This is a genomic window from Marinitoga piezophila KA3 (genome assembly GCF_000255135.1).
GTDB lineage: Bacteria > Thermotogota > Thermotogae > Petrotogales > Petrotogaceae > Marinitoga > Marinitoga piezophila.
Genome location: NC_016751.1, coordinates 936006 through 957607, shown reverse-complemented (window position 1 = coordinate 957607; position 21602 = coordinate 936006). Strand labels below are relative to the sequence as shown.

Below are 21602 nucleotides of genomic sequence, written 5' to 3'. Positions count from 1 at the left end.
AACCCCCGTTAGACGGGGGTTTTTCAATAATTTTTCATTTCTTTTAATACGTTAAGAAGAAATTCCCATACCCTTTGTGTTGAAGAAATACTCAATTTTTCTTCAGGTGTATGAGCACCATAAATATTTGGTCCAAATGAAATCATGTCCACATCTTTCATTTTTCCGGATAAAATACCACATTCAAGTCCAGCATGAATAGCTGTTATTTCCGGTTCTTTTCCGTACATATCTTTATAAACCTTTTTCATTAATTCTCTAATTTTAGAATCTTTTTTATATTCCCATGCAGGATATGGAGCATTTGTTGTAATTTTAGCGCCATTTAACTTTGCTATAATTTCAGCTTTATTATGAATAAGATCTCTTAATGTCTCAACAGAACTTCTTGTGGCGCTTGTAAATTCAATTCTATTATCGAAAGTTTTAACAACGCCAAGATTACTTGAGCTTTCTACAAGACCTTCTATTGCTTTACTCATTGTTTGAATTCCGTCATGAACAAGCATTAAAATGTTTATAGCTTTCTCAAACGAATCTTTTGTCATAACTTTATTATAATGCTCAATTTCATTTACAGATAATTCAACATCAGGATCTGTAATAGAAAATTCATTTTTGAATACCTTTTTCCAATAATCTATAATTTCAATTAATTTTGCTTTATCTTTAGTAAGAATTTTTGCAGTAGCTTCCCTTGGGATGGCATTGCTCTTATCTCCACCATCAATTGAAATACCATAAACTTCTATTTTTTTATTTAAATCATATAAAACTCTTCCAAGAAGTTTATTTGCATTTCCTCTTTGTTTTATTATTTCCATTCCTGAATGGCCACCCTGAAGACCAAAAACTTTTATTTCATATGATTTAAAACCTGATGGTGCATCCATAAATTCAATAGGTAATGTAATTATATCCCTTAAACCACCAGCACAGCTTACGTAAAAGATTCCTTCTTCTTCAGAATCGATATTTAATAATACCTTTCCTTTTAATAATTCTGGATCTAAAGCATTAGCTCCGCCCATTCCTGTTTCTTCTTCAGTTGTCATCAACACTTCAATATACGGATGTTCAATGTCGTCAGAATCAAGTATTGCAAGCGCATAAGCTACAGCAATTCCATTATCAGCACCTAAAGTGGTATTTGTAGCTTTTATGAAATCACCATCTATTTGAAGTTTTAAAGGATCCTTTGAGAAATCATGATTACTATCAGAAGTTTTTTCACATACCATATCTATATGTCCCTGTATAATAACTCCAGGAACATTTTCATAGCCAGGGGTTGCAGGTTTTTTTATAATTACATTTAATGCATCATCCTGAATATATTCAAGATTTCTTTCTTTTGCAAATTTAACAAGATAATCGCTAATGGCTTTTTCATTACCAGAACATCTTGGAATCATACTTATTTCTTCAAAAAATTTAAAAACTTTTTCAGGTTTTAATCCGTCTAAAACGCCCATTGTAATTCCCTCCTGTTTAAAAATTTGCCATTAAATATGCATAGATTTTTGTATCTGCAATTAGATGTTCTATCTTTATATATTCATTTGGTTGATGTGCAGTGTGATCCATGGTTCCCCATACAAGAGCAGGTAATCCTGCTTCTCTTAAAATGGCAGCACATGTTCCGCCACCGATTCCGCCAACTGTTGCATCAATATTTCTTAATTCTTTAATAGCTTCTTTTAATTTCAATACAGATGGATGATCCGCTGGAGTTGGATCAGGAGCCTTTTCCATTTGTGGTGTTTCAATATGAATCTTTACACCGAATTTTTCTTCGTATTTTTTCTTTATATTTTCCACATCTGCAAGTATTTCATTTAAATCGTATTGAGGTAAAATTCTGCAATCAAAATACATTATATCTGTTCCTGGAATAGTATTTATATTATCCACATTATGTTCTTTTTTGGTAGGTTCAAATGTTGAAAACGGAATATTAAATAAAGGATCTTTTGCGACATATTTTTCATGTAAAAATTCATCTAATTCTTTTGCAAAGTATATTGCAGCTCTATGAGCGTTTTTAGCAACAGTTGGTGCAGAAGCATGAGCCTGTTTTCCTTCTGTAACTATTTTTAACCATAATATGGATTTTTCTGCAATTTCTATAAAAGAACCTTCAGGATTACCTGAATCGGGTACGTAATACCAGTCATTTTTATCAAAAATTCCCTGTTTGACAAGATATTTTATACCATAATCGCTACCTGTTTCTTCATCTGAAACAAAAACAAGAGCAATATTGTTTTTAGGTCTAATATTTAAATCCATTAATGTTTTTAAACCGTGAAGAGTTGCAACAAGTGAGCTTCCGTTATCTTCTGCACCTCTTCCGTATATTTTTCCATCTTTAATTACTGGATCAAATGGATCATGATCCCACAATGAAAGATCCCCTTCAGGCACTTTATCCATATGTGTAATAAACCATATAGTTCTTTCTGGTGAAGTTCCCTTATAAATAGCTACAATATTAGGTCTGAAACCATATTCCACAATATCATCTGGTGCGTCATAACGTTTTATTTCATCAAATTTCATTGTTTTTAAATATGATTCAAGCCATTCAGCAACTTCTTTTTCCCCGGGGCCACCTGCACGGGGATTTACGGAATTTATAGATATAAAACGTTTTGAAGTTTCAATAATTTCATCTTTATTTTTTTCTACATGTTCAAGAATTTTCTCTTTCATAATGCTAACCTCCTTTAAGGATATATATGATAATTAAATTATATCATAAAAAATCAGGAAGTTAGCACACCGAATTTTATTATCTACTTGCACCAAAAAACATTCCACTTAAAAAGGGGATTAACTATTTTTGTTAAAATAATATTACATAATTAATATGATTACTGGATTTAGAAAATTATTCGGATTTTGGAATGTGTTTTTATTATATTGTCATTTATAAAAGTAATATTTATGTTATAATTCTTAGTGAGCTCATAATTAAGGAGGGAAAAATATAAACAAAGAATTACTTGGTGGATTATTTGAAAAATTTTTAAATAAAAGTGATGTTGGAATTGCAATTTTAAAAGATAAAAAGTACATATATGTAAATGAAAAAATGACGGAATTAGCAAAAAGATTCCAGGTAGATTTGCAGCAAATCCCTCCCATTTGCTCTCAAAATGCGTTTGATATGTTTATAGAAAAATTTCCTAATTTCAAAAAATTTATGCCGATTTTTCAGGTTTTAACATATTTTAAGGATAATAAGAACGAAATGGATTTTTCATATCTTGAAGAGATAGAGAATACTTTATATGAAATAGGTTTTCGTGGAATTATATATAATAATGAGGCCTATTCTGTTATATATGTTGCTGATATTACACGTGATATCATTTTGTATAATAAAAAATATCTTGAAGTTGCTGAGAAATTAAGACGAGAAACTTTATCGCTTTTTTCTCCACAAAGTTTTGATAGTATGAAATTATACAATAAGATTTTTGAAACATTAAGAGAAGAAGGAATTATTGATTCTCTTGTAATTGCAACATTAAAAGATAATAAAATATATATTGATTTTGGTTATATTGAAAATATTGAATATAGCAATAAAATATTTCCACGAGATAATAAGAGTTTGACTAATTTTGTAATTGATAAAGCCCAGAAGATATACATACCAAATTCTGTGAAATTTAAACTTCCTGAAGGATATGAAATTTATCATGTAACAGACCCAAAGGTATATAGCGTATATGGGGTTCCATTAAAAAAAGAAAATAAGGTTTTTGGAGCTATATTGTATGAAAAAGTGGGTGAAGATTCATTTACAAAAAATGAAATTCGTTTAATGGATGAAATAACTAATATAATAGATGCTATTATAATCTTTAAAGATTTATACAATCAATTAAATGAAGAGAGAAAAAAATATTATGAGGCATCTATCAGGGATTACTTAACAGGAGCATATAATAGAGCATTTTTTGAAGGGTATTTTAAAAAACTTTGTGAAAAATCAAAAAGATATAATGAAATATTTTCTATAGCATTTATTGATATAAATGATTTTAAATTGATTAATGATAGATATGGGCATAATGTTGGAGATTTAATATTAAAAGAATTTGCCAGAATTGTTCATGAAACCATTAGAGGATCTGATATTTTTGCAAGATATGGTGGTGATGAATTTGTAATAATATTTCCAAATACAAATAAAAAAGATGCCACTTTAATTATGAAAAGAATCGAAATGAAAACGTTAAAAATAAAAGAAAATATAAGTTTTTCGTATGGAATAATTGAAGTATCACATGAATTAAGTCCTGAGGAAAATTTGAAGCTGGTTGATGATTTAATGTATAAAATGAAAAGAAATAAAAAATCCTGCGATTAATTCGCAGGATTCATTTTTTCAATATATCTTTTGAATGTTTCTTCTAATTTTTCATGTGAAACACTTTCGACAATTTCACCGTTCACAAAAATTGCTCCACCTGTTTTTGTTCCGGCAATTCCTATATCAGCGTGTTTAGCTTCTCCCGGGCCATTTACTACACATCCCATTACAGCTATATTTATTTCTTTGTCTATATCTTTGGTCCATTCTTTAACTTTCAAAGCAAGTTCTTCAACGTTGATTTCTGTTCTTGCACATGTTGGACATGCAATTACTCTTGGTCCTTTTTTAAATCCCAATAATGTTAATAATTTTCTTGCAACACCGACTTCTTTTTCCGGATCGCCTGCAATTGAAATTCTTATTGTATCGCCAATATAATTTAATAACAAAGCACCAAGTCCAGCTGAAGAAAGAATTACAGCATCCTCATAAATTCCAGCTTCTGTAATACCTATATGAATAGGATATTGAACCTTTTCAGCAAGACATTTATTTGCTAAGAAATTTTCTTTTGCATCAGTAGATTTGATGGAAATAACAATATCATCAAAACCTATTTTTTCCAGTATTCTTACTTCTTCAAGAGCACTTTCTGCTAATGCCCTATATCTTGGGACAAGGTTTTCATATTTTTTCTTTATAGAACCTGAATTTGCACCAACTCTTATAGGAATTCCATATTCTTTTGCAACTTTTGCAACCTCTTTTACTTTCCATTCTGCGCCAATATTACCCGGGTTAATCCTTACTTTTGAAGCACCAGCTTTTATAGCTTCAATTGCTACTTTGTAATCGAAGTGAATATCTGCTACCAGAGGTACATTGGAATTTTCGCATAATTTTTTAAATGAAGGTATATCATCAAGTGTTCTTACAGAAACTCTTACTATTTCAGCTCCTGCATTTGATAATCTAATTATTTGTCTTAATGTGGATTCGAAATCTAAAGTGTCTGTATTTGTCATTGATTGTATAACAATGGGATTATCTCCACCTATTTTAACATTTCCAACAGTTACTACTTTTTTTGAAAACATAAAAACACCTCTCGTATTCAAAGATTCTTGTTTAATTTCACCATATTATGGCTAAAAATTAATTTATAAGTTTATTTGAAAAATCTTGATATGTCATTAAAAGTAATAAAAATAAATAATATCATTAAGAGTATAAAACCAATAGTGTGAATTGTAGCTTCCACCTTTGGATTTGTTCTTTTTCCGGTAATCATTTCATATATAGAAAATACTATCCTTCCGCCATCTAAGGCAGGTATAGGCAATAAATTAACAATACCAAGGTTCAAGGTGATTAATGCAATTAGAGAAATCAAAGCTTCAGGACCGGCTTTGGCAGCTTGACCAACAACTCCAGCTATTCCGACAGGCCCCATAACTTCACTGGTTTTAACCTTGCCAGTAAATAATTGTCCAATCATATCAACCATAGCCTTTAACAATGTATTTGCCCATTGAATTGAAGTAGTAATAACCTCAAAACCTTTTGGTCTCCATTTATCAAAATCAAATTTTAAAACCATTGGCTCCTGTAAAATCTGTATAAATGCATCTTTAGAAATTTTTATATTTGTTTTTTGATTGTTTCTTAATACAGTTATATTCAGGTCTTTATTTTCTTTTCCTGTGTAATTTTCTACTATTTTCCCATTTTTTATTCTGATTAATTCAGTTCCAGGTTCAAGAGTTATTTTAGAAAGTGCATCTATAAGATTAATACCATTTTTTATTTCAATGCCGTTTATACTTGTAATTCTATCTCCTGCTCTAAAAGGTTCAATATCTTTATTTATTTCATTTGAAAATGAGGCAAAGTATACACCTATAGCATATCTTTCAGGAATAATAGAATAAGTTACTATTTTTCCTTCTATAGTATTTCCATCATCTAATTTCAAAATTAAACGGTCATTTTTTTCCAGATTAGGCAAAATGTCCTTTATTTCATTTGCAGAATGTGTATTGAATTCCAGAATTTTTTTATTAGTTAATTCGATATTGTTTGTATCAGGTTTAAATGCGATAACATATTCAGGTATTGTTTTTTCAGGTTTTACAGTAATTTCTACAGGTATATTATTTCTCAAAACTTCAAGTTTTACAGGTTTTCCTTCTTTTATGGTAAAGCTTAAAATAGAACTGTCAAAAACAAGATTTCCATTTACTTTATGAATTACATCACCAGCTTCAAGACCGCTATAAAATGCCGGAGAATCAGGTATTACTTCTGCAATTTTAACTTCGTTAAATCCATATATCATTCCAGAAAAGGCTAAGATTATATATCCAAGTAATATTGAAAATGCCGGGCCAGCAAAAGCAATGAGAAATTTCTGCCATGGTTTTTTATTATAAAATAAAGATGGATCGTCAGAAATTTTATCAGTATCTTCCATTTCTTCACCGGCAATTTTTACATATCCGCCAAGAGGAATTAGATTAAATTTAAATTCTGTTTCTTTACCTTTTATACTAAATAACTTTGGTCCCATTCCTATTGCAAATTCTTCTACTTTGGTTTTGAACAATTTTGCAAATAAAAAATGTCCTAATTCATGAAAAAAGACTACAATTGTTATTACCACTAAAAACCAGAAAATAGTTGCCATTGAAACACCTCCGTCAATAAATCCTTTTATAAATATTTTACCATATGTATGTGTTAAATTATGAAGGTATATTGTTTCTAATATGTTATATTGTTTTTTTATAATTTTTGTCAATAATTATATATTTTTTGTATATCATAATATGATATAATAATAAAAGCGAAGTTTTTTGGAGGGAATATATGGACGAAAGAATTTTTGACCCACAGGAAAAGCCAGAAGAAAGTACAATAATAAATTTAAGACCACAATTTTTAAATGAATATATTGGTCAGGAAAAAGTAAAAGAAAAATTAAAAATAACCATTGATGCGGCTAAAGAAAGAAAAGAGCCGTTAGATCATATTTTACTTGCAGGGCCACCTGGTCTTGGTAAAACAACTCTTGCAAATGTAATAGCAAATGAAATGGGAGCTAATATACAGATAACAAGTGGTCCTGTTCTTGAACGCGCTGGCGATTTAGCAGCTATTTTAACCAATTTACAAAATGGAGATGTGTTATTTATAGATGAAATTCATAGAATAAACAGATCAGTTGAAGAAATCTTATATTCTGCTATGGAAGATTTTCAGCTTGATATTGTTATAGGCAAAGGACCAGGTGCCAGGTCAATAAGAATAGATTTAAATCATTTCACACTTATTGGTGCAACAACTCGAACAGGATTAATTGCTGCGCCATTAAGAAGTAGATTTGGAATAATTATGGAAATGAATTTTTATCCACCGCATGAATTAAAGGAAATAATCATAAGAAGTGCGAATTTATTAAATGTAAAGATTACCGATGATGCCGCCTTATTAATTGCGGAACGTTCGAGAGGAACACCAAGGATTGCAAATAGATTATTAAAGCGTGTTAGAGATTATGCTCAAATTAATAATGGTGGATTAATAGATGTCGATACTGCAGAAAAAACAATGACACTTCTTGAAATTGACAAAGAAGGTCTTGACGAAATGGATAGAAAGATATTAAATACCATTATTGATTTTTATAATGGTGGTCCGGTTGGATTGAAGGCGCTTGCAGCCTCGTTAGGAATAGAAGCTGATAGTATCAGTGAGGTATATGAGCCATATTTATTACAAAAAGGATTTTTGGTAAGAACACATAGAGGCAGGATGATAACAGAAAAAGCTTTAAAACATTTAGGAATTGAAAAGTCAAATAAAAATTTATATTCGTTATGGGGGAATTAATATGGAATTTATAAAATCAAATCTTGATTTTGTAAATGAAAAGATAAAAGAATCAGCTGAAAGATCAAATAGACAATTTGACGAAATTAGATTGGTGGCAGTTTCTAAAACATTTCCAGTTGATTATATTAAAGCAGCATATGAATATGGAATAAAGAATTTTGGAGAAAACAAAGCTCAGGAATTAAGAGCAAAACATCAGGAATTAGAGGGTTATGATATAACATGGCATTTTATAGGAAGAATTCAAACAAATAAAGTTAAATATATAGTTCCAATTGCTGAATATATACATTCTGTGTATCGTGAGAAGGAATTAAAGGAAATTGATAAAATAGCTAAAAAACACAATAAAATTCAAAAGATATTGATAGAGGTAAACGTTTCTGGAGAAGAAACAAAAGGTGGTATTGTTCCAGAAGAAGTTGAAGAATTTATAAAAATGGCGATGCATTATGAAAATTTAGAAGTTGTGGGTTTAATGACAATGGCACCATATACAGATGATAAAGGGCTCATAAAAAATATCTTCGATAAATTGAGAGAATTAAGAGATAAATTAAATGTAAAATATAAAAAAATTACTGAATTATCAATGGGTATGAGCAATGATTATGAAATTGCTGTAGAAAGTGGCACAACAATGGTGAGAATTGGATCTCTTATATTTGGAAAACGAAATTATACAACAGGAGGTTGATAAAATGTTCATATTAGGGAATCTTTTTTATGGTATAGCAAATGTTTTAAGAATAGTAATAAACTTTTTTGAAATATCTATAGTTATATCTTCTATTTTTTCATTTATATCCTTTAATTATCATAATCCTATTAGAAATTTTTTCGATCAGGTTTCTGAACTTATAAATAGACCTGTAAGAAGGTTATTTGGTGGGAGATTGGTTGTTGGAATGTTTGATTTTACACCATTTGTGTCAATATTAATTTTAATATTACTCGATAGCTTTTTGGTTAATACGCTTTTTGACCTTGCTCGAGTTTTGAGGTGATAATCTTGAAAGGAATTTTATTTTTTAATCCTATAAAAGCAAAAAAACAGGAAATAATAGACAATTATCTTCATGTTTTTGAAGAAAATGATATTGAAATTTTAAAGGTAATGCCAGCAGGTTCTGCACTTCCTGATAATACTCTTTATCAGGAATCTGATGTTTTTATTGTCTTGGGAGGAGATGGAACTGTTTTAAGAGTTGCAGAATTATCTGCTGAATATTCTGTACCTATAGTTGGGATAAATCTTGGAACATTGGGATTTTTAACTGCATATGATAGCACAGAAATGGAACAGGCTGCTAAAGACATAGCTTCTAACAATTTGCATTATTCAGATAGATTTTTGCTTGAATGCTATGTTGGAGGAAAGAAAATATTATCTTTAAACGATATAACCATTCAGAAAAGTCAGCCTATTGGAACAGTTGATCTTGAAATATTAATAAAAGGAGAAAGCGTTTTAAATTATTCTGGAGATGGAGTTATTATTTCAACTCCAACAGGTTCTACGGGTTATGCTTTGTCCATGGGCGGACCGGTAATTGAGCACTCATTAAATCTTATAACTATAAATCCTTTAGCTTCACATTCTTTAAATATAAGACCGTTGGTAATTTCTCCTGATAATTATGTTGAAATAATGATTCATCATATTGATGCGGGTAATGCATATGTAACTGTTGATGGCGATATAGTTCATAGAATTGAAAGTGGAATGGCTGTATTAGTTTCATCATCTGATAAGAAAGTAACTCTTGCACAGAAAAATGATTATTCATTTTTTAAAGTATTAATAAATAAATTAGGCTTTGGTAGGAGATTGATATGATAGATTTATTACCAGAAGAAACAAAGAATATAATAATTTCATATCATAACGAAATTTTAAAAATGGGCAGAATTGTCCAGGGAATGTTTTTAAAGTTCAAAGATGCTTTTTTTGAAAAAAATATGAAGTTATCAAAAGAAATTATAGAACAGGATGCGCGTGTTGATTTTGTAGAAGCACGCCTTGAATATAAGGCTATGGAGATTATAGCAACCAATAATCTTTATGGAAAATCATTAAAAATTGTTTTTTTAGGCAATAAAATAATAGGAATCCTTGAAAGCATGGCAGATATGTGTGAAACAATGGCTAAAAATAATGTGGATCTTTTAAAATTACCGAATTCTATAAATCCATATCAATTTGAAGATCTCTTTGAAATTTCTCAGGGAATGTTAGGTGATGCGTTAAAATTATTTTCAAATGTTATAGAAGACGGGAATGTTCTTGGAGAGTCATTTGAACTTGCTAAAGAAATTTGTAATACCGATAATGAAATAGATAGTTTGTATGAAGCGTTTAAAAGAAATTTAATGTTGAAAGTTTCAAAAGATAATTTTAGATCTATTATGGCACATATTGAAATACTTTCAAATATAGAAAAGTTTTCTGATTTAAGTGCTAACATTGCAGAGTATACAATATTTATATTGACCGGGGATAGATATAAATGTACAAAAGAAGGATTTGATATATTTTATTCAATGGGGGAATAGATAAATGACAAAATTGCTGAAATACATATCCAAAGAGTTTATATCCCCTTTTTTAATGGGACTTGTTGGATTTATCGTATTTGTAAGTGTTGAATTATTGTATCAATTATCAGATATAATTGTAAGAAATAAAGTTGGAATTGATAAATTATTTATATTAATCTCTTTCCATATTCCATATTTTCTTGTGATGGGTATTCCCGTGGGAATACTTTTTTCTATATTCTGGGTTTTATCAAGGTTATCTAATGATAATGAAATTATAGCTTTACAGTCCTTGGGTATCCCATCAAAAAAGATAATATTACCTTTTCTGGTGTTATCGTTTATTCTTTCAATTTTTACTTTTGCGTTATACGATACAATAGTTCCAAAATCAAATATGAAAGCAAAAGAAGCTATTTCAAAGTATGTGTATAAAAGTGCTCAAGCAAACATAGAGATGAATAAATTCGTTGAGGTTGAAAGAAATAAAAAGTATTTATACGTAAGGAAAATAGATAAAGATAAGGGTATTTTGTATGGAATATTATTATATGAGGTGGATTATTCTAAAACAACGGTTTTTCATGCAGAAAAGGCATTTAAGGATAAAGATACCTGGTATATGGAAAATGGAAGAATTTTTAGATTAACAGATGATGGACTTTTAAAACTTGATATTACATTTAAAAAATTAAAATTGGATATATCAAAGGATGTTGAAGAATATCTGAGATTTTCAAAAAGTCCAAATGATATGACAACAAAAGAATTAAAGCACAAAATTGAAATAACCCAAAGACTTGGTGGAGATCCATCAGCTTTAATTGTTGGTTATCAGGAAAAATTTTCTAATTCAGTTGCGCCAATGGTTATAGCGCTTCTTGGAGTAGCGCTTTCATTATTTATAAACCTGAAAAGTAAATCGTGGAGTGTTATTTCAACATTTATACTTGTTGTATTATATCAGGGGTCTGGTGCATGGTTAAGTGCTTTGGGAAAGGAGAAGATTATAAATCCATATCTTGCACCGTGGCTGCCTAATATATTTTTTGGTATAGTTGGAATTGTATTATTTATATTACTTGATACAAGAGCAGCATATAAATTAATTGAACCTTTAAAAAGAATAATTGGTGTTGGTATTGTAGTGGTATTTCTTGCAAATTACGGATATTCTGAAAAGGTATTTATTGATTCCGAGAATATCACTATAGATGGAACAAAGATTACATTTGAAGGAAGTACAACTATAAAATACAAAGATTCAATTATTAAAGCTCCAAGAGGATATGGGTTTCTTAATGATAAAAATCAAATTCAAAACGCATATTTATTGGATAATGTTACATATATTCAGGGCAAAAGAACCATAGAAGCGTCTCAAATGGAAGTTAATTTTGAAAGTAAAGATGTAATTTTAAATCATACATATTCAATAGAATCATTTAAAAATGAAAAAAAAAAGAATGTAAAAATACGCGTATGGTCTGAAATTTCAAAAAAGAAAACAGATGATGATGTTGTATTTTCCGAAAGAGTAAAGATGACAACATGTAAGGAATGTATTACATATTACTTTAAATCTTCTCATGTAACAATCTATCCTGATCAATTTCTTATTGCGCGTGACGTTACACTTGAATTTTTTGGTATTCCAGTTTTTTATTTTCCTTTCTATTTTCAAAGTTTAGCTGAAGAACAGAAAGCTCCATTTTTGGCTGCTTTTGCATTTAAAAATGATTCAATTACTATTACAGTAAAAATTAATCACACATTTCCAGACAAATCTATACTATCTTATTCACAGGAATATTCAAGAAATACAAAAGAAAATACAGTTTCACAAAAAATGAGTTATACATATTCAATTCCTATGATTCTTGGAACACTTGCGTTTTCAAATAGTATTTCAAATTCAAGCATTTCAGATTTGAAATTTTCATTAACAAAAAAATTGGAAAACCTTACTTATTCTGCACAGGTTATTCATAGTTTTTCAAACAATTCAGATGCATTTTCTCTGTCTTTAAAGGATATAAAAACAGATTTAGGTAAGTTTTCATTATATTCAGCGTATTCATGGAGAAATAGAAATTTAAGTTCTGTAACTTTTTTAAAACTTACAACACCTTCACTGGAAAAAAAATATAAAAAAAGTTATTTTAAGTTAAATTCTACTCGTCTATATATTACTGGACCTGCAACTAAATTATCGGATTCGTGGGATAAAAAGAAAATAAGTATAAATACATCTACAAATTCAAAAATATACAATGGTTCTCTAAAAAATGAAATAAAAACATCTTTTTCAGCTCTATATGAAAGAGATAATTTAAGAAGTTTGAATTTATATTTAAAAGATGCAATATACAATAAAATTACACCTATAAAATATTCAAATGATTTTTTTTATAATAATTGGTTTTCAATAGACTCATCTCTTTCTCCTGAGATGAGAATGTCATTTAAACATATATATCCTGATAGAATATACAATTATTTTACCTATGGGACAAAAGGTAACTTTAAAATTAGAGCTTTTGTTTTTCAATATGGTGTTTCAGATTATCAATATTATAGAGTTTTAGTTAATGAACCGAAATGGATTTCCACTCCCGCTACGCATACAAACAAATTAACCGATTTTGTTGGTATCGATGCATCGTGGGATATATTAGATGTAAAAAACTCTTTTGATGGAAGATATAATAGAACTTTTGATTTTATGAAAGAAAATAGAGAAGATAGATTTATTGCGCATTTTTTTACAACAAAATATAATTTAAAATATAGTATTTTAGAATTTGAAAATAATACAAAAACATCTCTGGAAAAAGAAAATTTTGAATTTATTACGACAAATTTCAATGGTTTTTTAAAGATTGCAATTTTAAAGCATAAATATGAATTTGAATACAATCACAAAGATGAAGAATTACCTATAATAAAGATAGAAAATAACGATATAATAACCTTTGGTAAAAATAAAATAGAAATATTTTATGATTATTATTTTAAAAAAGAAGATTGGAAAGAAACAATTCCTCAAATAAAATCAAAATATCTTTTTTACGATAAATATGGTGGAAAATATAAAGGGAATTTAAATTTATTTAATGATTATAACAATATTCATTACGATTTGAGCTACAAAGCCAAAGATGCGTCTAAAAGTCTTACGACTTCAATAGATTATGATATTGAAAATCAATATTTAAAAACTGGAATAGGTTATGATACAGCGACTAAATATGATTGGGCGAAGATTTCGTTTACATATGATATAAAAAATAACGAATGGACATTTTCGCAGTTTGAAATTAATAAAAAGATCATATGTTGGTCAATATACTTAAAGGGAGATTTACAATTATTGCCAGAATTTTCATTTAAACAATTTGAATTAAAGTTCTTTATTGCAGATATACCTGAGAAATCATTTGGATATACCGAAGAAAAAGGTGTAGATATAAATATGTTCTAATTCTGGAGGGAAAACAATGGGAAAAATGGAAGATATGGATATAATTAGCGAAAAAATAAAAAAATGTAAAGGGTGTTCTTTAAGTTTATCAAGAAATAATGTAGTAGTAGGTGAAGGGAGTTTAGATACACCTATAATGTTTGTTGGTGAAGGTCCTGGTGCAAATGAAGATTTACAGGGAAGACCATTTGTAGGAAGAGCAGGGAATTTACTTGATAAATTGTTAAAAGAAGTGGCAAAGATAAATAGAGAAGATTTATATATTACCAATGTGGTAAAATGTAGGCCGCCTAAAAACAGAGTGCCCACAGGCGAAGAAATGGAAAAATGCAGTCATTTTCTCCTTGCGCAGGTTATGACAATAAAACCAAAAATTATAGTTGCGTTAGGTTCTACAGCATTAAATTATTTTTTGAAGCAAACAGTTCCCATTACAAAACATAGAGGAAGATTCAAAGAATGGTATGGCGATATATATATATTCCCAACATTTCACCCAAGCTATCTTCTTAGAAATAGGAGTGAAAAAGAAGGATCTCCATTGTTTTATGCAAAAATTGATATGCAGGCGATAGGTTATATGTACAAACAGTTGAAAAATAATCCAGATTTAGATATAAAAAAGCTGGTAACAACGGTTGAAAAAGGCGTAATTGCAGCAGAAAATAAAATAAACAAAGGATGATAAAATGTATAAAAAACCAATAGGTTTTGTAGAAACACCTGAATTAATAGCAGAATTAATGGTTAAATTAACCGGCAAAAATAAAAACTCCCTTACCCTGGATACTGGATGCGGAAGGGGAGTTTTTTTAAAAAAATTACAGGAGTATGGATTTAATAATGTATATGGAATAGAGATGAATAAAGAATTTTATAAATTATGCAAAGAAAAATATCCACAATATGAAATATTAGCAGAAAATTTTCTTACAAAAAACTTTAAAGAAAGATTTGATCTTATTATGGGTAATCCACCTTATGTACATTATAGTGATTTACCAAAGAGATTATCCAAACAAATAAAAAAGATTGCAAAAAATGCTGAAGCGGATATTTATTATGCATTTATTATAAAATCAATAGAGTTATTAAAAGAAGAAGGAGAACTTATATATATAGTTCCATACCATTTCTTTTTTAACACACATGCGGCATATTTAAGAAATTTTATGATAAAAAACGGATCTTTTGAGATTATAATAGATCTTGGAGAAATAAGGTTATTTTCAAAAAATCCTGAAACAATTATATTTAAGTATAAAAAAGGAATATTTGAAAAAAAAATAAAAGTATTAAATATCAAAAACCAGCAAATAAATGATATAAATAAAATTAGATCAGATATTGAAAAAGTTCTGGAAGAAAAAAAAAGCAGTGAGCTTTTTGAATATTATGAATTACCGCCATTTAAAAAAAATACTGTATGGTCAACATCAGAAATGCGAAAATGGGATATTCAAGAATATAAATTATTAAAAGATATAGCAAAAATAGGTGTAGGATTTGTATCTGGATATAAAAAAGCTTTCTATATTTCTGAAAATGAGTATCAAAAAATGGATAACTCATCAAAAGAACTCATAAAACCGTTTATAAAAGCTAAAAATTGCGATAGATATATAGTAAATGGTTTTCATAGATATATATTTATAGATAAAAGCATTGAAGAAAAAATTTTGAAAGAAAAGTATCCAGAAATATACATAAGATTATTAAAACACAAAAAAGAAATGTCAGAAAGGTTTTTGCCAGGGAGAACAAAATGGTATCAATGGCAGGCGGCAAGAAACTATAAATTTTTAATGGAAAATCCAGGTAAAAGAATATATGTTCCAGCATTAGATAGAAAACCATATAATCGTTTTAGTTTTTCAGAAGAAAGTTATTTCCCTTCAGGAGATGTATTGTTTATTCAACCGTATTTAGAAAAAGATATATATTTTCTTTTAGGATATTTAAATTCGCTATTTTTTAGAGAGTATTATATATCCTATGGCGGGAAGCGTGGCGGAAGAATGTCTTTTACACAAAAATTGCTTGAAAATATAAAAATACCTGAATTTGATTTAACAATACAAGATGAAATTTCTCATATTACTAAAGAAATAATAAGATTGAAAAAACAGAAAAAGGAAACAAAAATATATGAAGAACAAATAGAAGAAGTTATAAAGAAGAATATAAAAAAGATATATGTATAAAAAAAATCCGGATCATAAGATCCGGATTTTTTGGCGGGGACGACGGGACTCGAACCCGCGGCCACCGGTGTGACAGACCGGCATGCTAACCAACTGCACCACGTCCCCAAGCTTTCCGGATATATTATACCGAAAGAAATATTACAAATCCAGTCCTGATTGGTTTCTAAATAGTGACATGTTTTTTAGTAATATTTTAATGATGAAAACCTTGAAAATAAATAATATTCATATAATAAGAAGAGAACTTTTAAAAATAAAGTCTTTTGTAATGTTTAAAATTAACATAGATGCTTGATTTTAACAAAAAAATGTGGTAAAATTGCCTTGAAATACGTTTATATCAATACATAGGGGGTGCATGTATGAACAAAAAGGAACTCGTTAGTGCATTAGCTGAAAAATTATCCGTTACAAAGAAAGAAGCAGCTTTATTTGTTGATTCATTTGTAGACGTTGTGTCAGAAGCTTTATCAAAAGGCGACAACGTAAAAATCGTTGGGTTCGGTACTTTTGAAGTTGTAGAAAGAAAACCAAGAAAAGGTGTTAACCCACAAACAAAGGAAACTATTGAAATTCCTGGTGGAAAAGTACCTAAATTCAAAGCTGGTAAAGAATTAAAAGCAAAAGTAAAATAATTTAAACGGAGCCCATTCTGGCTCCGTTTAAATTTATGATAATAATCCATATTTATAAAATTAAGATACTGGAGGAATTGTATGAACTTGATTTATATTGGTATTGGAGGATTTTTAGGAGCAATATCGAGGTATCTTGTATCAAAATATGTAAATACAGCATTTCCATTTTCAAATATGCCTTATGGAACATTAATGGTAAATTTAATAGGTGCATTTGTTTTGAGTTTTTTAATGTCGCTGAGTATATACAGACTTGAACTACCTAAAAATTTTATGTTATTTTTCACCACAGGGTTTATAGGCTCTTTTACCACATTCTCAACATTTATGTATGAAACAATAGTTTTAAGTGAAGAAGGGTTTAATGTATATTCATTATTGTATCTATCAATAAGCGTGTTTTTAGGTCTTTTATTTGCATTTCTTGGCTATGCATTGGGGAGGTTGGGAACATGAAATTTTTAAGAATTTATCTTGGTGAAGGTGATCATTGCGATGGAACCCCTGTATATAAACATATAGTAAAATTATGTTATGACCATGGAATTAAAGGAGTTACTGTTTTAAAAGGGATAATGGGTTTTGGAGAAAAACATCATGTACATAGAGTTGATTTTTTTACATTAAGTGAAGATTTGCCAATAGTAGTTGAAATAGTAGATTCCAGCGATAAAATAGAAAAGATAATTGAAGAAGTAAAAAAATGTAATTTTGATGGGTTAGTTGTATATTGGGATGTTGAAAGCATAAGAATAGAAAAAAACAAGTAATAATATAAAATCAAAGCAGGAAGGGGATTTTAAATGTTAGCAGAAAAACTAACTAATAAAATAATATCAAATGTGAATGAAGTAATAAAAGGAAAAGATGAAAAAATAAAATATGTATTAGCAACGTTTTTTAGTGAAGGACATGTTTTATTAGAAGATGTTCCAGGAACAGGAAAAACAATACTTGCAAGAGCAATTGCAAAATCATTTAATCTTGATTTTAAAAGGGTTCAATTTACACCGGACTTACTTCCAAACGATTTAATAGGTTTATATATATTCGATAAAAATAAAAATGAATTTGTCTTAAAAAAAGGTCCTATTTTTACCAATATATTACTTGGTGATGAAATAAACAGAGCAACGCCAAGAACACAATCAGCATTGCTTGAATCACTTGCTGAAAATCAGGTGTCTATAGATGGAATAACCCACAAACTTGAAAAACATTTTTTTGTAATTGCCACGCAAAACCCAATTGAGTTCGAAGGAACATTTCCATTACCAGAAGCACAGGTAGATAGATTTATGATTAGATTATCCTTAGGATATCCTGATCCTCAATATGAAGTTGAAATGTTAAATTCGCAGGAAAAAGAACATCCTATAAATCATATAGAAAGTGTATCTTCTGCTGAAGAATTATCAGAAGTGAAAAAAGAAGTAAATAATGTACTTGTTTCCGATGAAATAAAAGAATATATTATTGAAATAGTTAATAGAACAAGAAATCACAAAGATATAAAGGTAGGTGCCAGTCCAAGAGGTTCTATTGCTTTAATGAAATTATCAAAAAGCGTTGCTGCAATAGAAGGAAGGGATTTTGTTATTCCAGATGATGTAAAAAACATAGCAAAATATGTTTTGGCACATAGAATAATTCTCAAAGCAGAAGCAAAAATAAAAAAAGTATCACCATATGACTTAATAAGCGATATATTAGAAGAAGTAAGAGTTATAAGGTGATATAAGTGAGATATAAAATAAAAGGTCTCGTCTGGTACTCTGTTATAGGGGTAACAATAAATATATTTTATTTTAGCAATTATACATTGCTATTATTGGCATTATTGGGATATATCTGGTATGATTTTTTTAGAAAAAAAGCAATTATTGAGAATATAGAAATAGAATATAAATTAGAATATGAAAAGGCATTTATTGATGAAATCTTTGAATACAGAATATATTTAAAAAACAATTCTAATGATGGTATTTTATTACTTGTCTCACCATCGAACTTACTTCAGAGAATTCGACCATTAAATCAAAAGGTTTATCTTGAACCAGGTGAAAGAAAAAAACTGATTTTTAATATATCCTTTGGGACAAGAGGAATTAAAGATATAGGAAGAATTAGCATTAAATACAATACTTCATTGGGTTTTGAATTCTGGAAAACAAAAATCGTTGAAAAAAAGGTTGAAGTTTTGCCGGAATTTATATATTCTGAGTTTAACAAAGAAAGTTTGAAAAAGTTATTGCCAGCTCAAAAATCTAATATAAGAGTATTGGAAGACGTTACTTATGTTGAAAATATTGATGAATACAATAATGAACCATTAAACAGAATAAATTGGAAAATTTCAGCGAAATATGACAGGTTAATGGTAAAAAAATATGCACATACTTCAACAGGGCAGGTATATATGTTTGTTGACTTAAATTTGCCAGATGGTATTCCGAAAGAAAATATCTTCTGGAAAAATGAAAGAAAAGTATATGAAGAATATGCGTTAAAGGCGACCGCAAGTATTGTAAAATATCAAAAAGAAAAATATCAGGATCTTAACCTTGTTATATTGGGAAAAGAAATAAAAAAAATATCTTCAAACGATTGGGTTGAATATTTTGATACAATAGCTTCAGCATATGGGGATAATAATAGTGATATAAACCTTGAAAAAGTACTTGAATCAGAAATTCCGTATCTCACATTTGAAGATACAGTAATAATAATATCAATACATTTAACCGATGAAATAATTCCATATTTAATAAAAATGCGTTCAAAAGTTTCAAAAGTCATTGTGCTGGTTATGCCATATGGTTTTAGAGTTGAAACCGAAGGGAAACTGGATGTAAATAATCAGGAGATTTTCAGGGTTGAAGCTATTGAATTGGAGAAAAAAGCAGTATTACTTGAAGAAAATCATATAATTGTTAGGTTAGTTTCGCCAGATGATTCATTAACAGAAGTCTTTTCAAGTATTTGAGGTGATGGGGTTGGATAAAAAAGTTCGCAATTTATTTGAGCAATTAGTTATAATTTCTCTTTTGCCGCTTAATGTAATAGACTTTATAGCCCTTTTTATAGTTACTCAAATTTATACATTATTATTTAAAAAGTTTAAAAAGATGAATATGCCGTATTACATAGCCTTTCTCGCATTATTTCTGGTATTTGGAACTGCATTTTCCATTGAAATGGCTTTAGATAGGAGCCCTTTTTTTGCATATAATGTTACATTGATAATTATAGTGAATTATTTTCTTCCAGAAGAAAGAAAGGATTTATTTAGATATATTTATGTATACATAATAGCAGCAGTAATTCTAAGAAATACAATTAATCATATTCTTGTGGGAGCTGTATTGTTGTATTTCTTATATGAACTATTAAAAGAAGAAAAAAACAAGAAATTATATATAACACTTTTTGCTATATTTTTTGTATTTTCATTTGTGTCCTTTCAAACAAGTATAAATCCATTTAAAGATTTTAGTCTCTTTATGGATAAAAAATATTATAAAACATATGAAAATGAGAATAATATAGAAAATAATAAAATAAATGTTGAAGATGAAAATACTGAAAAAAAAGAAAGGGTCAAAAGATTATTTAAAGAATCAGAAACAAATCCAATATACACAAGGGTATATAAACCACAGGAAACCATGACACAAAAGGAAAAATTATTTTTAGGAGTATTAGTGTTAGGGGTAATATCAAGTTTGGTAATTGCATATTATTCTTATAAATATATGACAAAAAAAGATAAAAAACGTTTATACATTTCTCTTGCTTTATTTTTTATTATTACATTTATGGGATTAAATACAATAGCACATCTTAAACCTTTACAATATAAATTAGAAACACCGGAATTCTTTACATCAAATATTGAAAAACAAATTTCAAAAGAACCAACTACAATAAATCATGAAGCTAATGGGATGACTGCAAATTCAACACAAATTACATATAATGGGAAAGCAGAAATTTTAATATTAAAAATTGCAGAACTAATAATAAAATTCTCGAGGTATATTTACTTAGTAAATATTTTAATATTGGCATATTTTATTTATAAAATACTTAAAAAGGATAAAGATAGTAAGAAAGAGGATCTTGAATTTAAAGAATTAAAGAATGAGAAATTTAAGGAAGATGAATTTGATGGGAAGGATATACCATATTTAATTGACAAAGGATATATATACATAAGAAAAAGGTTTTTTAAAAAATTCCAACATCTTACTCCGTATGAACTACTAAAAAAAGTAGATTCACCAGAAGAGTTCAAAAGATTAACAGATTTATTTATATTAAAAGAATATGGTAACAAAGGTTATAATCTGTCTAAAAAAGAAATTATAAATCTTATAAATAGCTCTATAGAACACTTTAAAACCCAGGAGATTTAATCCTGGGTTTTAATTTATCATAATGCAATACAATATTACAATAACATAATAGTTCGGAAACCGAATTGCATAGATTTAGGAATAGAATAA

Annotated in this window: 19 protein-coding genes and 1 tRNA gene; 15 read left to right on the top strand and 5 right to left on the bottom strand. The window is 28.5% G+C overall.

Going from position 1 to position 21602, the window contains the following annotated elements:
* Positions 1-23 precede the first annotated feature (23 nt).
* Positions 24-1475, bottom strand: coding sequence for an aminoacyl-histidine dipeptidase (locus MARPI_RS04685; RefSeq protein WP_014296441.1), 1452 nt, complete (start codon positions 1473-1475; stop codon positions 24-26).
* A gap of 16 nt (positions 1476-1491) precedes the next feature.
* Positions 1492-2715, bottom strand: coding sequence for a M20 family metallo-hydrolase (locus MARPI_RS04680; protein ID WP_014296440.1), 1224 nt, complete (start codon positions 2713-2715; stop codon positions 1492-1494).
* A gap of 382 nt (positions 2716-3097) precedes the next feature.
* Here MARPI_RS04680 and MARPI_RS10710 point away from each other — a divergent pair, with 382 nt between their 5' ends.
* The gene (locus MARPI_RS10710; protein ID WP_014296439.1) at positions 3098-4384 is read left to right on the top strand and encodes a sensor domain-containing diguanylate cyclase; all 1287 of its coding nucleotides are present in this window, start codon (positions 3098-3100) and stop codon (positions 4382-4384) included.
* Here MARPI_RS10710 and ispG read toward each other — a convergent pair.
* Positions 4381-5427: a flavodoxin-dependent (E)-4-hydroxy-3-methylbut-2-enyl-diphosphate synthase gene (ispG, locus tag MARPI_RS04670; RefSeq protein WP_014296438.1), complete on the bottom strand. Its 1047-nt coding sequence runs from the start codon at positions 5425-5427 to the stop codon at positions 4381-4383. The two genes, MARPI_RS10710 and ispG, sit on opposite strands and share 4 nt — an antisense overlap.
* 71 nt (positions 5428-5498) lie before the next feature.
* Complete coding sequence (locus MARPI_RS04665; protein ID WP_050899156.1) at positions 5499-7016, bottom strand: site-2 protease family protein; 1518 nt, start codon at positions 7014-7016, stop codon at positions 5499-5501.
* Between the two features lie 182 nt (positions 7017-7198).
* Between MARPI_RS04665 and ruvB the strand changes: the two genes are divergently transcribed.
* The 8 genes from ruvB to MARPI_RS04625 are packed head-to-tail and all read left to right on the top strand — an operon-like array spanning position 7199 to position 16453.
* A complete protein-coding gene (gene ruvB / locus MARPI_RS04660) occupies positions 7199-8221 on the top strand; it encodes a Holliday junction branch migration DNA helicase RuvB (protein ID WP_014296436.1) in 1023 nt (340 codons plus the stop codon).
* 1 nt (position 8222) lies between these two features.
* Positions 8223-8921, top strand: a complete 699-nt coding sequence (locus MARPI_RS04655) for a YggS family pyridoxal phosphate-dependent enzyme (RefSeq protein ID WP_014296435.1) — start codon at positions 8223-8225, stop codon at positions 8919-8921.
* A gap of 4 nt (positions 8922-8925) precedes the next feature.
* Positions 8926-9231: a YggT family protein gene (locus MARPI_RS04650; RefSeq protein ID WP_014296434.1), complete on the top strand. Its 306-nt coding sequence runs from the start codon at positions 8926-8928 to the stop codon at positions 9229-9231.
* A gap of 5 nt (positions 9232-9236) precedes the next feature.
* Entirely contained in the window at positions 9237-10064 is an 828-nt protein-coding gene (locus tag MARPI_RS04645; protein WP_014296433.1) for an NAD(+)/NADH kinase, read from the top strand.
* A complete protein-coding gene (locus tag MARPI_RS04640; RefSeq protein WP_014296432.1) occupies positions 10061-10780 on the top strand; it encodes a phosphate signaling complex PhoU family protein in 720 nt (239 codons plus the stop codon). Before MARPI_RS04645 ends, MARPI_RS04640 begins: the two co-directional genes overlap by 4 nt.
* Before the next feature lie 4 nt (positions 10781-10784).
* A complete protein-coding gene (locus tag MARPI_RS04635; RefSeq protein ID WP_014296431.1) occupies positions 10785-14249 on the top strand; it encodes an LptF/LptG family permease in 3465 nt (1154 codons plus the stop codon).
* 16 nt (positions 14250-14265) lie between these two features.
* Positions 14266-14934: a uracil-DNA glycosylase gene (locus MARPI_RS04630; RefSeq protein ID WP_014296430.1), complete on the top strand. Its 669-nt coding sequence runs from the start codon at positions 14266-14268 to the stop codon at positions 14932-14934.
* 4 nt (positions 14935-14938) lie between these two features.
* The gene (locus MARPI_RS04625) at positions 14939-16453 is read left to right on the top strand and encodes an Eco57I restriction-modification methylase domain-containing protein (RefSeq protein ID WP_014296429.1); all 1515 of its coding nucleotides are present in this window, start codon (positions 14939-14941) and stop codon (positions 16451-16453) included.
* A gap of 31 nt (positions 16454-16484) precedes the next feature.
* Here the strand turns inward: MARPI_RS04625 and MARPI_RS04620 are convergent.
* Positions 16485-16561 (bottom strand) — tRNA-Asp (locus MARPI_RS04620).
* 257 nt (positions 16562-16818) lie between these two features.
* Between MARPI_RS04620 and MARPI_RS04610 the strand changes: the two genes are divergently transcribed.
* The 6 genes from MARPI_RS04610 (at position 16819) to MARPI_RS04585 (ending at position 21512) form a co-directional block, all read left to right on the top strand.
* A complete protein-coding gene (locus MARPI_RS04610) occupies positions 16819-17091 on the top strand; it encodes an HU family DNA-binding protein (RefSeq protein ID WP_014296428.1) in 273 nt (90 codons plus the stop codon).
* Positions 17092-17172: 81 nt separating this feature from the next.
* Positions 17173-17550 carry a fluoride efflux transporter CrcB gene (gene crcB, locus MARPI_RS04605; protein WP_014296427.1) on the top strand — a complete coding sequence of 126 codons (378 nt, stop codon included), beginning with the start codon at positions 17173-17175 and terminating at the stop codon, positions 17548-17550.
* The gene (locus tag MARPI_RS04600) at positions 17547-17864 is read left to right on the top strand and encodes a DUF190 domain-containing protein (protein ID WP_014296426.1); all 318 of its coding nucleotides are present in this window, start codon (positions 17547-17549) and stop codon (positions 17862-17864) included. Before crcB ends, MARPI_RS04600 begins: the two co-directional genes overlap by 4 nt.
* A gap of 33 nt (positions 17865-17897) precedes the next feature.
* Positions 17898-18830 carry an AAA family ATPase gene (locus tag MARPI_RS04595; protein WP_014296425.1) on the top strand — a complete coding sequence of 311 codons (933 nt, stop codon included), beginning with the start codon at positions 17898-17900 and terminating at the stop codon, positions 18828-18830.
* A gap of 5 nt (positions 18831-18835) precedes the next feature.
* Positions 18836-20080 carry a DUF58 domain-containing protein gene (locus MARPI_RS04590; protein ID WP_014296424.1) on the top strand — a complete coding sequence of 415 codons (1245 nt, stop codon included), beginning with the start codon at positions 18836-18838 and terminating at the stop codon, positions 20078-20080.
* 10 nt (positions 20081-20090) lie between these two features.
* Entirely contained in the window at positions 20091-21512 is a 1422-nt protein-coding gene (locus tag MARPI_RS04585) for a hypothetical protein (protein ID WP_014296423.1), read from the top strand.
* Positions 21513-21602 lie beyond the last annotated feature (90 nt).

Bases quoted from the DNA above. Each gene is read 5' to 3' on its own strand.
- ispG (WP_014296438.1), bottom strand. From the start codon at position 5,427: ATGTTTTCAAAAAAAGTAGTAACTGTTGGAAATGTTAAAATAGGTGGA.
- MARPI_RS04635 (WP_014296431.1), top strand. From the start codon at position 10,785: ATGACAAAATTGCTGAAATACATATCCAAAGAGTTTATATCCCCTTTT.
- MARPI_RS04600 (WP_014296426.1), top strand. From the start codon at position 17,547: ATGAAATTTTTAAGAATTTATCTTGGTGAAGGTGATCATTGCGATGGA.
- MARPI_RS04625 (WP_014296429.1), top strand. From the start codon at position 14,939: ATGTATAAAAAACCAATAGGTTTTGTAGAAACACCTGAATTAATAGCA.
- MARPI_RS04680 (WP_014296440.1), bottom strand. From the start codon at position 2,715: ATGAAAGAGAAAATTCTTGAACATGTAGAAAAAAATAAAGATGAAATT.
- MARPI_RS04655 (WP_014296435.1), top strand. From the start codon at position 8,223: ATGGAATTTATAAAATCAAATCTTGATTTTGTAAATGAAAAGATAAAA.
- MARPI_RS04640 (WP_014296432.1), top strand. From the start codon at position 10,061: ATGATAGATTTATTACCAGAAGAAACAAAGAATATAATAATTTCATAT.
- crcB (WP_014296427.1), top strand. From the start codon at position 17,173: ATGAACTTGATTTATATTGGTATTGGAGGATTTTTAGGAGCAATATCG.
- MARPI_RS04665 (WP_050899156.1), bottom strand. From the start codon at position 7,016: ATGGCAACTATTTTCTGGTTTTTAGTGGTAATAACAATTGTAGTCTTT.
- ruvB (WP_014296436.1), top strand. From the start codon at position 7,199: ATGGACGAAAGAATTTTTGACCCACAGGAAAAGCCAGAAGAAAGTACA.
- MARPI_RS04595 (WP_014296425.1), top strand. From the start codon at position 17,898: ATGTTAGCAGAAAAACTAACTAATAAAATAATATCAAATGTGAATGAA.
- MARPI_RS10710 (WP_014296439.1), top strand. From the start codon at position 3,098: ATGACGGAATTAGCAAAAAGATTCCAGGTAGATTTGCAGCAAATCCCT.
- MARPI_RS04685 (WP_014296441.1), bottom strand. From the start codon at position 1,475: ATGGGCGTTTTAGACGGATTAAAACCTGAAAAAGTTTTTAAATTTTTT.
- MARPI_RS04630 (WP_014296430.1), top strand. From the start codon at position 14,266: ATGGGAAAAATGGAAGATATGGATATAATTAGCGAAAAAATAAAAAAA.
- MARPI_RS04650 (WP_014296434.1), top strand. From the start codon at position 8,926: ATGTTCATATTAGGGAATCTTTTTTATGGTATAGCAAATGTTTTAAGA.
- MARPI_RS04610 (WP_014296428.1), top strand. From the start codon at position 16,819: ATGAACAAAAAGGAACTCGTTAGTGCATTAGCTGAAAAATTATCCGTT.